The following is a 15,758-nucleotide window of genomic DNA, read 5'->3' on the forward strand; positions in this document are numbered from 1 at the left end:
GTCAGCGCCCCGTTCCTGCGTAGACGACGGCCGGAACGGCGCTGTCGAGGCCGAAGCTGCGGTGCAACGCGCGGACGGCTTCATCGAGTTGATCGGCGCGGCACAGGGCCGAGACGCGGATCTCCGAGACCGAGATCAGCGGAACACCGATGCCGATACCGGCCAGCGTCCGGCACAGCGTCGCCACGATGCCGGGTTCGCTGCGGATTCCGGCTCCGACCAGGGAGACCTGGCCCATTCCCGCGTCGCACCGCACCGACCCGTAACCGATGCGGGTGCGGTGCTGCTCCAGGAGTTCCTGGGCCCGCGGGCCGTCCTCGCCCGCGACGGTGAACGTCAATTCGGTCCGCTGCGGGGCGCCCAGGTTCTGGAGCATATCGATGGATATGCCGGCCGAGGCCATCGCTTCGAAGATGTGCGCCACCGCCGACAGTTCGGCGGGGATGTCCTCCACCACAATCTTGGAAATCGACCGGGTGTGGGTCACACCCGTGACGCAGAAGCCCTCCACAGCAGTATCCTCCACCGAATGTGAAACGAGTGTCCCGGGACGGTCGGTAAACGAAGAGCGAACGCAGATGTCCACGTCGTGCCGGCGGCCGTATTCCACGCAGCGCGACATGAGTACCTTCGCCCCGGTGGCCGACATTTCCAGCATTTCCGCGTAACTGATGGTCTCGATGAGTCGTGCACTGTCGACGATGCGAGGGTCGGCGGAGAAAACGCCGTCGACGTCCGTGTAGATCTCGCAGACGTCCGCCTTGAGCGCCGCGGCCAGCGCAACCGCCGTCACATCCGACCCGCCGCGCCCCAGGGTCGTCGTGTCACCGGTGTCCCTGCTGACCCCTTGGAACCCCGCGACCAGGGCGATCGATCCCTGATCGAGCACCTGGCGGACCCGGCTCGGCACCACGTCGACGATACGGGCCCGGCCGTGATCGGAGTCCGTGAACACCCCCGCCTGCGCCCCGGACAACGAGTGGGCGCTGCCTCCCCGTTCATGGATGGCCATGGCCATCAGGGCGTTGGAAACACGCTCCCCGGAGGTGAGCAGCATATCCATTTCACGCACCGGCGGAGCGGTGCTCACCTTGTTCGCCAGGTCGATCAGATCATCACTGGTGTCACCCATCGCGGAACAGACGACCACGACTTCATGACCGCTTCCATGGGTCTTCAGAATGCGCTCGGCAATACGTTTTATGCGGTCCGCATCTTGCAGGGAGGACCCACCGTACTTCTGGACGATCAGCACTCACTTGCTCCGTTCGGCAGCTTTGCCGTGCATATCGGCGTCGTACGGATCTTTGCCGTTGGCATGTTTGCCATAGGCATGTTGGCGTACGGATCTTTACCGTACGGATCTTCGTCACCGAACCGAATGCACGGAAGTCAGGAGGGCAGGGCACTTTTGCTCGGGAGTCATGCACAAACCTCGACGGAATGCCGACCGGCGCGCACGGATAAGGGCACGGAGAAAGAGTGCGCGTTTTCGGAAGCAGGCCGGTCCGGTGCGCCGGCACAGCGTGTTGCCGCGAGGGCAGCACCACGCGAAAGGTGATGACGGCGCGAGACCTGGAGGAATGGCGGAGATGAGGATCCGGAGGAATTCAGACGGCGCGCTCACGTGAGGCGGAGGCGTCCGGGACGGATCCGGCAGGTGTCAGCGGAAGGCAGCGCCCCGAAGACCGGGGCGCTGTGCTACATCGGCCACTGCCGGGAATCCGCCTCCCCGGTGGGGCGGCCGCGGGCCGGCAGAGCGCCTCGCTCAGGGCGTATGCGAGCAGGTCGCAGACGGGTGCCGGGCATGCTCAGCACGGAAGGTGCGGAAGGAGTGGGTGGGTCAACGGGAACTCCCGCCGGGCTGTGCAGGTTCGACGCTCCCCCGTCGACCAATGAACGAATCGTGCATCGAGCTAACACTGCGGGCATGGATTTTTTTCCTGTCAACCAGAAGTCGACGTTCGCCCGGCACGGGTGGCGCCGATCCGCGAAATCGTCAACTGGACGTCTGAGTAACGACTATCGATCTGATCTGAACCAAGAATGTGTGCACTGAACGGCAAGTGATCATTTCCGTCAGCCAAGTGGTCTACGAACCGGCCGGGCCGGGCAACGCAGTCGCGCTGTGGCCCGCCTTGCGCCGCAGCCCGCCGGTACGTCACCGATCTTAAAACCAATCGCACATATGCGCAGTCGACTTCAGGACACGTCACGACCGTAGCGAGGTTGAGCGCCTGACAGCCCGTATCCGAGCTGCCGGCGGTCACGCTTCTCCACCGGCCCGCCTCCCCGTGGCCCGCAAACGCGCTGCTGAGGCCACTGCCGCGCACACACCGACCGCATCACGCCCGGCTCCGGACGCAAACCCTCCGCTTGCTCCCCTTTCGTCCACCCCTCAACTGCCGTATCCAACAGGCCACTTGGAGGTCGTCTCACATGGCGAGAAATGCGTGCGACATGACGCCGGTCGCGGGTTGCCGACCTGTCGGGCGCCTGGATTTCCGGTGAACTCCAGGAAACCCGCGCCCCGTTGACATGGATCCCCCCTCCCGCCGCGGCACCGTGCGCCGGGAGCGCAGGCAGCTGTCCGGACGCTGTCCACAGGACGGTTATCCACAGCCCTGCCGGAATTCGCGCGGACGCGGAACACTGTGCGTACGGCGACGATCACCGCCAGGGCCACATCCGGCCCATCCGAACCATCGCTGCAACGACTACACCTGGCGCAACCGGCAAAGCGACAACTACTGCTGCAACTGCTGCACCTGCTGGAGGGGGATTCGCATGACGGGCTCCATGACGGGCTCACGGACCGTGCTGCGGGACGGACACCGTGCGGAGGCGGACGAGCTGTTGACACGGACCGTGGAGGAAGAGGTACGGCGTTCGGGCGGGCGGCTCGACGGCGGCGCGCTGCTCGGCAGGGCGCGCGCCGCGCTGGACGAGATCGCCGCCGCTGCGGCGGAGGAGTACACCGCGTATCTGCGGGCGCTGGACGCGGCGGGGGCCGCCCAACGACCGCTGGCCGAGCGGCTGTCGCGCAACCGCCTGGGCACTCCGGCGACGGTGACGGCCGTGGCGGCGCTGGCGGCCTTCGGGGCGGATCTGGCGTACGGCACGGACACCGGCGCGGCGCTGGGTGCCGGGGCCGCCGCGGCGGTGGCGGGGGCCGTGGCCACGGTGGTGAAGCTGACCGCGGGCCATCGGCCGGCGGCACACGAGCAGGCCGGCGAACGGGGCCGGTCCGCCGCCCCGGAGGAACTGCGCCTCCAGTGGCTCACGGCGCTGGAGGTCGGCGGCATCCGGCCGTTCCTGGACCAGCAGCGGATGCTGGCGGCGGCCCGGAGCGACGCCACGTCCAAGAAGGGCGGGACGAAGGGCTCCCGGGGACCGCAGCTGCGGGGCGGGGACCGGAGCGCGGCGGCCCGGCAGCGGTCCGTACTGGAGCACTCCTTCTCCCAACTCCCCCGACCTGACGGCCCGTTCGCGGGACGCCGGACGGAGCTGGCGCAGATCGCGCAGTGGGTGCACGCGGGCCGGGCGAGCACGGAGACCAGGCCGACGGTGGTGGTCCTGCACGGTGAACCGGGCTCGGGACGTACCGCGCTGGCGGTGCGGGCGGCCCACCAGCTGCGCGATCAGTTCCGCGGCGCGTGCGTGGTCGACCTGCGCGGGGACACCCCCGACGAGACGCCGCTGCCGACCCGTAACGCCCTGCTGCATCTGCTCAACCGGCTCGGCGCGCCCCGCGAACAGCTGCTGTTCCGCGAGCGGACCTCCCCCGACCAGCACGTCAAACGGCTCACCGAGCTGTATCACCAGCATGTGGCGGGCCTGCCGGTGACGGTCCTGCTGGACGACGCCTCGGACCCGGAGCAGGTGCGCACCCTGGTGCCGGACCGTTCCGACAGCCTGGTGCTGGTCACCTCCCGCGCGCCGATGGAGCTGCCCGACGACCTCGACGCGCGGCTGCATCAGCTGCCGGTGGAAGCGCTGGACGCGGCGGCCACGGAGGAGCTGCTGCGGGCGTCGGCCGCGACCGACGAACCGGCGAAGGAGGCGGAGCCGTACGACGCGCAGGCGATCGAGCGGATCGTCGAGCAGTGCGCCGGCCTGCCGCTGGCACTGCGGGTGGCGGGCTCCTCGCTCGGCTCGCGCACCCCCTCCGAGCTGGCGGCGGAGCTGTCCTCGTACGCCTCGGCGACCCCGGTGGAGCGGGCCCTGTCGCTGCGCTACGCCGACCAGCCCGAACAGTCCCGGCGGCTGCTGCGCCGCCTGGCGCTGGTGGGGCGGGCGTCCCTGGGCGCCGCCGCCGCGGCCGCCCTGCTCGGCGTGGAGAACACCGAAGCCGAACGGCAGTTGACGGCGCTGGCCGAGACCGGCCTGATCGAGCACGTACGGGGCAAGCGCTACCGCCTGCACACCCTGGTGCACCGCTTCGCCTCCGCCCGGCTGTCGGCGGAGGAGGCCCCACAGGAGCGCACCGCGGCCCAGGAGCGGCTGATCCGCGGCTATGCGGAGCTGGCCGACTCCGTCATCCGGCTGGTCGACGGCCGCACCTCCACCCGCGCCGACCGCTTCGGCTCACACGGCTTCACCTCGCTGGACGCGGCCCTGCAATGGCTGGACGACGAGTCCAGCTTCATCACCTCCGCGCTGGCACACGCCGACCAGGACGTCGACCAGGCGACGGTCTCGCATCTGCTGGGCGCACTCGCCGACTACTGCCTGCTGCGCGGCGACCTCTACCGCCTCGGCGAGCTGAACGAGCTGACCCGGGCGGTCGGCCAGGGCCTGCTGATGCGCTCGGTGCAGTGGCGTACGGGAATCGCCGCCCGCCAGCTGGGCGAGCTGGACAAGGCCCGCACCACGCTGTCGTCCGTGGTCGACCTGTACTTCGAGGCCCAGCATCCGGCGGGCGCCGCCCGCGCGCTGCGCGATCTGGGCATCACCCTCCAGCAGCAGGGCAATCTGACCGAGGCCGCGGCCAAGCTGCGCGAGGCCCTCGCCATGCAGTCCGGCCCGGACCTGGACGGTGACCGGGCCTGGACGCTGCATGCCCTGGCGGCGGTCGAGCGGGACCGGGCGCACCTCGCCGAGGCGCTGACGATGCTCCGCGAGGCACTGGAGCTGCACGAGGCGAGCGAGAGCGTGCACGGCCAGGCATGGGCGCACTTCCAGCTGGGCCAGGTGTATCTGCGCAGGGGCGAGGTACCGCAGGCGGAGGAGGCCCTGGGCGCCGCGATGACGCTGTACGGGCGGACGCAGGACGAGCGCGGTGAGGCGTGGGCGATGACGCAGCTGGCGCGCGCCCGGCTGGTCGCCGGCGACCCGGGCCCGGCCGCGGACCGGCTGCGCCAGGCGCTCACCCTGCACCAACGGCACGAGGACGCCCGCGGCGAGGCATGGACGATGTACTACCTGGGCCAGGCCCTGGAAGAACTCGGCGAACAGGACGCGGCGCTGCGCCAGCTGGAGCGTTCGCGGACGATGTTCAGCCGGATGCACGACGCCTACGGCCTGGCCTGCGCCCGGCACCACTCGGGCCGGGTGACGCGGGACCTGCGGGCCGCGCAGACCGGTTCGCTGCGCAACAGCGGCTTCGCCCGGCAGCTGCTGCACGACGCCCGCAAGGACTTCCAGCAGATCGCGGTGCCGCACGGCGAGGCGTGGTCGTGCCTGGAGCTGGTGATCATCGACGCGGGCAACGGGCGGGTTGCGCAGGCGCTGGAGCTGGCCGACGAGGCGGCGGGGATCTTCGCCGGATACGGCGACCGGCGCGGCGAGGACTGGGCCCGTTTCCTGCGCTGCACACTGCTGCCCTTCGCCTCGCCGGGCGGCTCGGTGGTGGGCACGGCCGTGGCACAGGAGGAGCTGGCGCAGCTCGTACAGCAGACGCATGACTGGCGCGACGCCAAGCTGACGGAGTGCGCCGAGGCGTACGCGCTGCTGCTGGAGCGCGGGGTGGAGCCGGAAACGGGATGGCAGGCATGGCGGCTCGGCGTCCTGCCCAGCCGGCATGCCCGCGAGGTCATGGGCATAGCCGTCGCGCCGGCCGCCACCGAATGACACCGCGGGCGGCGGGCGGCGCCGTGCGAGCGCGCCGGTACGGCTCGCTGACCGCTCGGGTCAGCGAGCCGCCGGGCCGGTCAGCCGGCCGTAACCCATCGGCCGGCCGTCGACCGCCACCCGGTCATCGGCCGCGCCCGTCCGGGCGCGCCCGGAAGCCGGTCAGCCGGTTCGGCTCAGCCGGCCTTCGGTGCGGGCACCGTCGGGGCGGCGGAGGCGGCCGCCTCGCCCGCCTCCGGAGCCTCCTCGAAGTCCACCTTCTTCATCTGCTTGTTCATGGACTTCATCAGCAGCCACACGGCGCCGCCGATGAGTGCGAAGACGATGAAGCCGAGGACGCCGGGGGTCACCTTGTCCTTGTCGAAGCTGTCGGCAAGGGTGACGAAGTGCGTCAGGGCGAGGGTGCTGGTCGCGCTCATCATGGTGTCAATTGTTGCGGATGCCCGCGAAGAGGTCTTCCTCGGGGAGGGAAGTGTCCACGAGCGACTTCGCCAGCTCGTACTCCTCCGTCGGCCAGACCTCGCGCTGGATGTCCATCGGGACCCGGAACCATCCGCCGTCGGGGTCGATCTGGGTGGCGTGCGCGATCAGCGCCTTGTCCCGGATCTCGAAGAAGTCGGCACACGGAATGTAGGTGGTCAGAGTGCGCTCACGCTGCTCGAACTGCTTCCAGCGCTCCAGCCACTCGCCGTAGGGCGAGTCCATGCCCCGCTCCAGCAGCGCCTCGTGCAGCGCGATCGTCCGCGGCTTGTTGAAGCCCTGGTTGTAGTAGAGCTTCAGCGGCTGCCAGGGCTCACCGGCCTCCGGGTAGCGCTCCGGGTCGCCGGCCGCCTCGAAGGCCACCATCGTGATCTTGTGGGTCATGATGTGGTCCGGGTGCGGATAGCCGCCGTTCTCGTCGTAGGTCGTGATGACCTGCGGCTTGAACGCGCGGATCAGCTTGACCAGCCGCCCCGCCGCCTCCTCGACGTCCTGGAGCGCGAAGCAGCCCTCGGGCAGCGGCGGCAGCGGGTCGCCCTCGGGCAGCCCCGAGTCGACGAAGCCCAGCCACTCCTGCGTGACCCCGAGGATCTCCCGGGCCTCGTCCATCTCCTTCCTGCGCACCTCGTGGATGTGCTCCTCGATGTACGGGTCGCCCTGGAGCTTGGGGTTGAGGATGGAACCTCGCTCGCCTCCCGTGCAGGTGGCGACCAGCACGTCCACCCCCTCGGACACGTACTTGGCCATGGTGGCCGCACCCTTGCTCGACTCGTCGTCGGGGTGGGCGTGGACCGCCATCAAACGCAGCTGCTCAGTCAAGACTCGATCCTCAGTGAAAGGCTGGGTGACAGGCTCAGAAAGTTGCCTCCTATAGTGACCGAAGCGAGGGGGCGCTGTATTCCCATGGGGCCCAGAGCCGTCGAGGCGCCGGCGGCCCCGCTCCCCGTACCAGGAGGAATGACCATGACGGCGGTGCGCGACGGGCTCCCGGACGGACGCTACGGCCGCTCCGCGGACCGGCACACGGACCGCAAACTCAAGATCATCGGCGGGGTGCTGGGCGTCGCCCTGCTCGGTGTCGTCGGCTGGGCCGGCGCCTCGTACATCGCCGGGCAGGACCTCAGCGGCCGCATCATCACCTGGGACGCGGTGTCCGACAGCGCCGTCAAGGTCCACCTCGAAGTGATCAAGGACAAGGACGCCCGGGGCGTGTGCACCCTGCGGTCACAGGCGGCGGACGGCTCCGAGGTGGGCCGCAAGGACGTCACCATCGCCCAGCGCACGGACCAGGTGAACACCGACATCACCATCCGCACCACCAAGCGGGCCACCAACGCCCTCCTGGTCGGCTGCCAGGCATCGAGCACCCACTGACGGGCGCCTGCCCCACCCGCCGGACGGCCTCCTGGCACCCACCCGCCGACCGACCGACCAGGCCACCCGCCGACCGAGCAGGCCACGCGCCGACCGACCCGTCCACCTGCTGACCGTCACGGCTACCCCGGTCGCCCCGGCCACACCCACCGACCTCTGACCTCCACGACCACCTGCCGACCGCCGCCCCCCGCCCCGGGACCTGACTCTTCCCCCCTCCCCTCCCACCCCACCCCCTACGTCACTCACGCCGCGCATCCGGCATGCCCGGCGACGGGGGCGGGCGCCGCGCGGGCGGACCGCCGCTGAGCAGCGACGATGCGTCGCTGTGAGTGCGCTGTGGAATTCCCCCTCCCCGTTTTGTGCCGGAATTGTTAGGCTCGTGGTTTCGCCCACCTGTGAAGGCGCAAACCTTCCTGGTAGGGCGTTTGATTTATCCCCAGTACCGACGAGGAGCACCTGTGACCCAGACCAGCGAGAACGTCACCTGGCTTACCCAGGAGGCGTATGACCAGCTCAAGGCCGAGCTGGAGTACCTGTCTGGTCCCGCCCGCGCCGAGATCACCGAGAAGATCCAGGCGGCCCGCGAGGAAGGTGACCTGAAGGAGAACGCCGGGTACCACGCGGCCAAGGAAGAGCAGGGCAAGCAGGAGCTTCGCGTACGCCAGCTCACTCAGCTGCTGCAGACCGCGAAGGTCGGCGAGGCCCCTGCCGCCAACGGCGTCGTTGCTCCCGGCATGGTCGTCACCATCGCGTTCGACGGAGACCCGGACGACACCCTTGAGTTCCTTCTTGCCTCGCGCGAGTACGCAAGCTCGGAGATCGAGACCTACTCCCCGCAGTCCCCGCTGGGCTCGGGCGTGAACGGCAAGAAGATCGGCGAAACCGCGGAGTACGAACTCCCCAACGGCAAGAGGGCCACCGTGAAGATCATGGAGGCCAAGCCGTACAACGGCTGACGCCCGCGGCACACCCCGCCGCCCGCAGGGCATGAAGCGGCCCGGAGCCTGAGGAGCGCTCCGGGCCGCTTCGCTGTGAGAAGAACAGGGGCGCGGTCGCCGACCGATACCTGGCCCCGCGGGCCGATACCCGGCCCCGCCGGCCGGCGACCGGCTCCGCCGGTACCTGGCTCAAGCAGTCGCCGACCGGTACCTGCGGACCGCCAGCGTTCGGAAGACAGCGATGATCAGCAGCGACCAGATCACCGACGCCAGCACCGGATGCTCCATCGGCCAGGCGCCGGTCACCGACTTCGGGACGCCCGCGATGGTGTTGCCGAACAGGTCCCGGGCCGCGGCCACCGTCGCGCTGAACGGGTTCCACTCCGCGATGTGCTGGAGCACCGTCGGCATGCCGTTGACCGGCACGAAGGCGTTGGAGATGAAAGTGAGCGGGAAGAGCCAGATCAGCCCGCCGGAGGTGGCCGCCTCGGGTGTACGGACCGTGAGGCCGATCAGCGCGCCGATCCAGGAGAAGGCGTAGCCGAGCAGCAGCAGGAGGCCGAAACCGGCCAGCACCGAGAGGATGCTCTCGTGCGTCTGCCAGCCGATCAGCAGCGCCACGACGGCCAGCACCACCAGGGTCAGCGCGGTCTGGACGAGGTCGGCGAGGGTGCGCCCGGTGAGCACGGCGCCGCGGGACATCGGCAGCGACCGGAACCGGTCGATCAGCCCCTTGTGCATGTCGTCGGCGATGCCCGCGCCGGCGCCCGCCGTGGCGAAGGTACGGTCTGCGCGAAGATGCCCGCCATGAGGAATTCGCGGTACGCCTGGGCGTCGCCCGAGGGGGCACCCGAGATGACGATGGAGCCGCCGAACACGTAGGTGAACAGCACCACGAACATGATCGGCTGGATGAGCCCAAAGATCACCACCTCGGGGAAGAGTGTTCGAGGATCTGGTTCTGATTGCGCTCCGTTCCGTGCTCGCAGCTCCTCGCCTCCCCGTAGTGATCGTGGCCGCAGCCCATGCCTTCGGCCTCCATCTCCATGGCCGCGAACCTCGGGTCGATGCTGCCGGTCACCTCCATCGGCGGGAGTACCAGCAACGGAGGCGCAGGAACGCCCTCGCAGCTCTTCAGAGCCTCCATGGCGGCTTCCCAGTGACCTTCAGTCCGCCACGCTTCAGCACGCCGCCTCACGGCGCTCCACGAGTTCCCAGAGACCTCGACCTCGTTCCACCGAGAGGCCGTCCGCAGCTTCCACAAGATCGCCGCGAACATCTCGCGCTTCGGGGCCCGCTGCTGCCGGGATCCGGGAAGCAGGTCATCCACCCGCGCCCAGTCCTCGTCGGTAATGTCAAGAGGGATCAACGTCCCGGTCTCGCGGTGCCACTCGGCCAACGGATCAGCGATGCCCTTCCGGCGAGGCTGGCCCTTGCCGGTCACCTTGATCCGGATATCCAGCAGGTCCAGCAGCTCACGGCGCTGCTCGACGGTGAAGGACTCCATCGACGGAGCCTGGGTCTCAACGATCTGAATGATCTCGTCGGCCCGCTTCTGCTGCTGCTCTGCTTCCTCCAGCCAGCGGGCAACCCGCTCGCGCTCCTGGTGCAGCTCGTCCTCCTTCTGCTGGAGTGCCTGCTTCACCTCCGCGATGGTGTCCTCATCAAGGGCGTCTCCGGCCCCCTCGCCAAGCTCCTCCTCGAAGAGGGCCGTGATCTTCGCGAGGAGCTGGCTCTTGCGGCTGGCCTTCTTCTTCGCAATCTCTGCGTCCAGCTCCGCGAGGCGCTTGCGGTAGGACTCAGCGCGGGCCGGGATGGAGCCGAGCCACTTGGCGGCCAGGTCGCGGAACTTCGCAGTGTCGGACAGCAGCGCTTCGACCTCGGTCCAGATCCGCTTCTCCACGTCAGGGGCGGGAAGCTCGTGGCACTGGCAGTCCAGTCCCAGAGGCTTGCCCATGCACCGGTAGTAGCCGATGGGTGACTCCGCGGACTTGCCCCCGGTGTAGTAACCCCCGCACACCGAGTGCATCCGGCCCGTGAAGAGGTACTGGTTCTGGTTCTTCTTCTTGAACGTCCGCCGGTTGAGCGCCTTACGCAGGGCGGCGACCCGCTTCGGGTCGCTGATCGGGCGCGGGACCTCGATGCGGAAGATCTCAAACTGCTCTTCCTCATCGTCCTCGGAGGTGCGGGAAATCTTGAACTCGACGTAGCCGTCCAGAGCGGTGGAGTCAACGCGCTGGGCGAGGTTGCTGCCGGTCCACTCCTTTCCGTTCCGGCTGAGCTTGCCCAGGCCGTTCAGGTGCTCGGCAGCCTCATCGCGGCTGTACCCGAGATCCACCATGAGGTGTTCAACGATGGCGATGACAGTGCACTCGTCCTCGGAGAGTGCAGGGACAGCCTTCCTGCCCTTACCGACCAGGCGCACGCCGTACGGAGGCTGGCCCAGCGGCCAGCCGCCTGCGGCGAGCTTCTGGTCCCGGCCGCCGGCCGTTCGCTCCAGGATCAGCGTGTGCTCCAGCTCGGCCATGTACGAGAGGAGACTCAGCATGATGCCGAACAGCTCGTCGTCGCTGTCGATACGTCCGTCAGCGGTGGCGACACGCACGTTCAGGTGCTTGGTCGCGTTGAACACCCACAGGTGGATGTCCTCCATGGTCCGGCCGATTCGGTCGAGCTTGCCGAATACGACCAGGTCGATAAGGCCCTTCTCCATGTCGGAGGTCATCTCGTCCAGAGCAGGGCGGGAGGACTTCTTTCCGGAGACGCCACCGTCGGAGTAGACCTTGACGATCTTGTACTTGCCCGGACCGATCTTGTAGTTCAGCCAGGCGTTGCACATGTTGTCCTGGGTGTCCAGGCCGAACCCGTCGACCTGCTTCGCGGTGGAGACGCGAAGGTATACAGCTACACGAATCAGTCCACGCACCGTGCGACGGCGCGCAAGGGTACCCTTGCCCATGTCAGTCCTCTCGTGACTGGCCAGACCCCGGGGTGTTGGTAGCACCGCCGGGGTCACCCATGTGATGCCTGAAGCGTACAGGTAACGGATTGCTGGTCGAGTGGCCAGATGTCAACTCGACTTCTCAGGGCGCATCATCGGTAAGGCGTCCAAACAACAGGCGGGCTAGGCACATCTCCTGAGCTTCCGTCCCTCAGTTGCCCGCCAACGAGCCACCACATCGCCGGGAGCGGGCTCGCAGCCTTCTTGCGCCTCCCCCGGGGTCACTCGTCGTCCGAGTCGTCGCCAACGGCAGCGACCTCTGGATGCATTTCCTTGACCCAGTAGTCCGTGGCCATCTCCTGAGCGAGGGTGTGGGGGACACCGGCCGCTATCGCCTCCCCAGCTCCGTTCGCCGACCTCGGCATCAACCGGGACGAGGAGGCCCTTGACCGTCATCTCCATGATTCGGGCTGTCTTTTCGGCCAACTCCGCTGCCTGCTCCCTGGGGAAGCTGAAAACCAGCTCGTCGTGGATCGGGAGGCGGATGTACTCGGTGTATCCAGCCCGATCGAGTTCGATCAGGGCTCGGGCCGTGATGTCTCTCGATGTGCTTTGGATGAAGTAGTTCAGGGCGGCGTAGATCCGGTCGCGATCCACTGGGAGACGCCGGCCCGTGCCGGTGTAGATGTAACCGGTGCGGCGGGCCTCACGCTGAAGGCGCTCGGCGAGGCGCTTGACGCCGGGGTAGGTCTCCCAGAACGCCTTGACGGCCTTCTTGGCTTCGACCTCTGAGACGCCGTACTGCTCGACAATGGCCTTCCAGCCGCCACCGAAGCAGACGGTGAAATTGGTGCCCCCGGCTGTCGGTGGGCGGCACGGCCTGAACTGCTGGCCTCCGTACTGATCCTTCCTGCTGCTCCTGCCCGAAGAGAGTCGGGCAAGGGGCCAAGGTAGCGGTTAAAAATGCGTTGACACGGCCCGGAGTACCCAGAAAGATCCCTTGTGCCCATCACTCATCCCCGTCGCTGACCACGACAGGAGGACACAAGATGTCTGGCACCATCAACCGACCTCGCCGCTCCCGCCGCCTGGGCACCTCGGCGGCCGCGGCCGCCTGTCTCGCCCTCGGTACGCTGGGAGTCAGTACCTCTCCCGCAAGCGCCGCGCAGGACGCCAGGACCGTTACGGCTTCCGCGATATCGGCCATACAGGCCGAGGCAGGGGCTGCCGGTCAGAAGAGCTTCACGTACACGCCGAAGCTCACGCAGCAAAAGAAGAACGGCCAGTACTACCTCTACGCAACAGCGGACTACAAAGCCCTCTCCGGGGCGGCGATGAAGAAGATCTGCGTCAACATATGGCTGAGCACCATGACCGGCACCAAGCCGATGGGGGGCGCCTGTACCGACACCATCGGAAGCGGTGGGGTCATGACGGGGTCGGTCAAGTGCGGTTACGCCCTGTACTACGCGACGGTCTGGGCCTACGACAAGAACAACAAGGCGATCGACAGTCTGTATCGCTCCTCCACGAAGGGTCCCTACTGCCCCGAATAGGTCGTATGGATCGCAGCTGAGAAGAGGGCCGCTGTCCGGTCGGACAGCGGCCCTCTTCGTCATCAGGCGGTGGCCGACCGATACTTGCGCACCGCGAGGGTGTGGAAGACCACGATGATCAGTACCGACCAGAGGATCGAGGCGATCACCGGGTGCTCCATGGGCCAGGCGCCGGTCACCGACTTCACGGCCTGTCCGTTGGTGTTGCCGAACAGCTCCCGGGACGCGGCCACAGTTGCGCTGAACGGGTTCCACTCGGCGATGTGCTGAAGGAACGTCGGCATGCCCTTGACCGCCACGAAGGCGTTGGAGATGAAGGTGAGCGGGAAGAGCCAGATCAGCCCGCCGGAGGTGGCGGCCTCGGGTGTACGGACCGTGAGGCCGATCAGCGCGCCGATCCAGGAGAAGGCGTAGCCGAGCAGGAGCAGCAGTGCGAATCCTGCCAGTACGCTGGCGACGTTTTCGTGGGTACGCCAGCCGACCAGCACGGCGACCACGGCCAGCACCACCAGCGTCAGAGCGGTCTGTACGAGGTCGGCCAGGGTCCGGCCGGTGAGCACGGCGCCCCGGGACATGGGCAGCGACCGGAACCGGTCGATCAGCCCCTTGTGCATGTCGTCGGCGATGCCCGCGCCCGCTCCGGCCGTGGCAAACGTGACGGTCTGCGCGAAGATGCCCGCCATCAGGAACTCGCGGTATCCGGAGGGGCCGTGGCCCCCACCTGGGATGTTGATGGAGCCACCGAACACATAGCTGAACAACACCACGAACATGATCGGCTGGATGAGCCCAAAAACGAGCACCTCGGGGATCCGGACCATGCGAGTCACGTTCCGTCGGGCGATGACCAGGGAATCGCTCATGCCGCTCATGTCGCCTGCCCCTTCTGGGCTCTCAGCCCACTGACCTGCATGCCTCGGCTGTGCGGCGAGCTGAAACCTAGCCCACTTGGGCGAATACGATTCGGGATGCGCCTCATCCGGATGAGGTTGCGCTTGCCCACGACCAGGGAGTCGCGTACGGACCGGCCGATTCCGCCGCGCGGCCGCGGGCCGGGGGCCGGTCGCGGCGCCCGGGGCTCGGGGTGGGCCGTCGAGGTCGTTGTCGTCACTTCACACCCTCCTTGCCGGCGTCGGCCGAATCCCCGTCGGCCGCCTCTCGGGCCACGGTCGTCTCCCGCGCGGCCGTTTCCCGTAGGGCGGCCGTTTCCCCTCCGGCCCTTTCCTGAGCGGCGGCCGATGCGCCCGCACCGGCCGCCTTCCCGCCTTTATCGCCTGTCCCGCCTTCCCCGTCCCCTCCGGCCTCGCGGCTCCCGTCCGTGGCCTCGGCGACATGGCCGGTCAGCGAGATGAAGACGTCGTCCAGGGTGGGGCGGCGCAGGCCGATGTCGTCGATCTCCACGCCGCGGCTGTCGAGTTCGCGGATGATCTCGGCGAGCAGTTTGGCGCCGCCGGCGACCGGGACGGTGATCTTGCGGGTGTGCGGATCGACCGCGCTCTCGCCCTTGCCGAAGCCGCGCAGGACCTGCTCGGTGACGGTGATGTGCTCGGCGGCGTGCACCACGATCTCGACCCGTTCGCCGCCCGTACGCGCCTTGAGCTGGTCGGAAGTGCCGCGGGCGATGACCCGCCCGTGGTCGACGACGCAGATGTCGTGGGCGAGGCGGTCGGCCTCCTCCAGGTACTGCGTGGTCAGCAGCAGGGTCGTACCGCCCGCGACCAGCTCCTGGATCACGTCCCACAGCTGCTGGCGGTTGCGCGGGTCCAGGCCGGTGGTCGGCTCGTCCATGAACATCACGGGCGGGCTGACGACCAGCGCGGCCGCGAGGTCGAGGCGGCGGCGCATCCCGCCGGAATAGGTCTTGGCCGTGCGGTCGGCGGCGTCGGCGAGGTGGAAGCGCTCCAGCAGTTCGGCGGCCCGCCGCTTCGCGTCCCGGGCGCTCATCTGGTAGAGTCGGCCGACCATCGTGAGGTTCTCTCGGCCGGTCAAGTACTCGTCCACGGCGGCGAATTGACCGGACAGCCCGATGGACCGGCGCACGCGGTCGGGGTGTGCGAGCACGTCGATCCCGGCGACCTCGGCCCTGCCGCGGTCGGGGCGGATCAGGGTCGTCAGGACCCGTACGGCGGTGGTTTTGCCTGCACCGTTCGGACCGAGCATCCCCAGCACGGTGCCTTCGGGTACATCGAGGTCGACGCCGTCCAGAGCCCGTACGTCACCGAATGTTTTCACCAGACCTTCGGCGTAAATGGCGCCTGGCATGTGGGTACCCCCATGGTTTGGGTGCGTTCCAGTTTCCGTATTGCGTATGTTTCGGATCGAATCTGCTGAATATCGTGCAGGTGCTGGACGCGTCGAACCTAGCGAATGCGTCGAATGTTATGGTTTTGATCC

At 68.3% G+C, this 15,758-nt stretch carries 11 protein-coding genes and 1 pseudogene; 4 read left to right on the forward strand and 8 right to left on the reverse strand.

What is annotated here, in order from left to right:
• Position 1: 1 nt before the first annotated feature.
• Complete coding sequence (locus SNA_RS33985; RefSeq protein WP_030073793.1) at positions 2–1,255, reverse strand: aspartate kinase; 1,254 nt, start codon at positions 1,253–1,255, stop codon at positions 2–4.
• A 1,544-nt stretch (positions 1,256–2,799) separates the two neighbouring features.
• Between SNA_RS33985 and SNA_RS33990 the strand changes: the two genes are divergently transcribed.
• Positions 2,800–6,072 carry a tetratricopeptide repeat protein gene (locus SNA_RS33990; protein ID WP_044368389.1) on the forward strand — a complete coding sequence of 1,091 codons (3,273 nt, stop codon included), beginning with the start codon at positions 2,800–2,802 and terminating at the stop codon, positions 6,070–6,072.
• 176 nt (positions 6,073–6,248) lie between these two features.
• Here the strand turns inward: SNA_RS33990 and SNA_RS33995 are convergent, their stop codons facing one another.
• Entirely contained in the window at positions 6,249–6,494 is a 246-nt protein-coding gene (locus SNA_RS33995; RefSeq protein ID WP_044368149.1) for a hypothetical protein, read from the reverse strand.
• 4 nt (positions 6,495–6,498) lie between these two features.
• Positions 6,499–7,371: a mycothiol conjugate amidase Mca gene (gene mca, locus SNA_RS34000; RefSeq protein ID WP_030073801.1), complete on the reverse strand. Its 873-nt coding sequence runs from the start codon at positions 7,369–7,371 to the stop codon at positions 6,499–6,501.
• Between the two features lie 144 nt (positions 7,372–7,515).
• Between mca and SNA_RS34005 the strand changes: the two genes are divergently transcribed.
• Positions 7,516–7,926 carry a DUF4307 domain-containing protein gene (locus SNA_RS34005; protein WP_030073802.1) on the forward strand — a complete coding sequence of 137 codons (411 nt, stop codon included), beginning with the start codon at positions 7,516–7,518 and terminating at the stop codon, positions 7,924–7,926.
• 461 nt (positions 7,927–8,387) lie between these two features.
• Positions 8,388–8,885 (forward strand): transcription elongation factor GreA, encoded by a 498-nt coding sequence (gene greA, locus SNA_RS34010; RefSeq protein WP_030073803.1) that lies wholly within the window; start codon positions 8,388–8,390, stop codon positions 8,883–8,885.
• Between the two features lie 171 nt (positions 8,886–9,056).
• Here the strand turns inward: greA and SNA_RS34015 are convergent.
• The 3 genes and pseudogenes from SNA_RS34015 to SNA_RS40785 all read right to left on the reverse strand — a co-directional run bounded on the left by SNA_RS34015 (position 9,057) and on the right by SNA_RS40785 (position 12,621).
• A pseudogene (locus SNA_RS34015) lies at positions 9,057–9,856 on the reverse strand (ABC transporter permease).
• The gene (locus SNA_RS34020; RefSeq protein WP_157880164.1) at positions 9,793–11,883 is read right to left on the reverse strand and encodes a recombinase family protein; all 2,091 of its coding nucleotides are present in this window, start codon (positions 11,881–11,883) and stop codon (positions 9,793–9,795) included. The pseudogene SNA_RS34015 and the gene SNA_RS34020 overlap by 64 nt, the downstream one beginning before the upstream one ends.
• 108 nt (positions 11,884–11,991) lie before the next feature.
• Complete coding sequence (locus SNA_RS40785) at positions 11,992–12,621, reverse strand: DNA polymerase (RefSeq protein WP_078970376.1); 630 nt, start codon at positions 12,619–12,621, stop codon at positions 11,992–11,994.
• A gap of 236 nt (positions 12,622–12,857) precedes the next feature.
• Here SNA_RS40785 and SNA_RS34025 point away from each other — a divergent pair, with 236 nt between their 5' ends.
• A complete protein-coding gene (locus tag SNA_RS34025) occupies positions 12,858–13,364 on the forward strand; it encodes a hypothetical protein (RefSeq protein WP_044368151.1) in 507 nt (168 codons plus the stop codon).
• Between the two features lie 62 nt (positions 13,365–13,426).
• On the opposite strand, the gene SNA_RS34030 is transcribed toward SNA_RS34025, so the two are convergent.
• Positions 13,427–14,236 (reverse strand): ABC transporter permease, encoded by an 810-nt coding sequence (locus SNA_RS34030; protein ID WP_044368153.1) that lies wholly within the window; start codon positions 14,234–14,236, stop codon positions 13,427–13,429.
• Between the two features lie 235 nt (positions 14,237–14,471).
• Positions 14,472–15,626 (reverse strand): ATP-binding cassette domain-containing protein, encoded by a 1,155-nt coding sequence (locus tag SNA_RS34035; protein WP_078970377.1) that lies wholly within the window; start codon positions 15,624–15,626, stop codon positions 14,472–14,474.
• Between the last annotated feature and the right edge of the window lie 132 nt (positions 15,627–15,758).

The sequence above is a fragment of the Streptomyces natalensis ATCC 27448 genome (genome assembly GCF_000935125.1).
Lineage (GTDB): Bacteria > Actinomycetota > Actinomycetes > Streptomycetales > Streptomycetaceae > Streptomyces > Streptomyces natalensis.

What these genes read in the sequence shown, in the direction of transcription:
- SNA_RS33990 (WP_044368389.1), top strand. Translation starts at nt 2,800, where the DNA reads ATGACGGGCTCACGGACCGTGCTGCGGGACGGACACCGTGCGGAGGCG.
- SNA_RS33995 (WP_044368149.1), bottom strand. Translation starts at nt 6,494, where the DNA reads ATGATGAGCGCGACCAGCACCCTCGCCCTGACGCACTTCGTCACCCTT.
- SNA_RS34005 (WP_030073802.1), top strand. Translation starts at nt 7,516, where the DNA reads ATGACGGCGGTGCGCGACGGGCTCCCGGACGGACGCTACGGCCGCTCC.
- SNA_RS34025 (WP_044368151.1), top strand. Translation starts at nt 12,858, where the DNA reads ATGTCTGGCACCATCAACCGACCTCGCCGCTCCCGCCGCCTGGGCACC.
- SNA_RS34030 (WP_044368153.1), bottom strand. Translation starts at nt 14,236, where the DNA reads ATGAGCGGCATGAGCGATTCCCTGGTCATCGCCCGACGGAACGTGACT.
- SNA_RS34035 (WP_078970377.1), bottom strand. Translation starts at nt 15,626, where the DNA reads ATGCCAGGCGCCATTTACGCCGAAGGTCTGGTGAAAACATTCGGTGAC.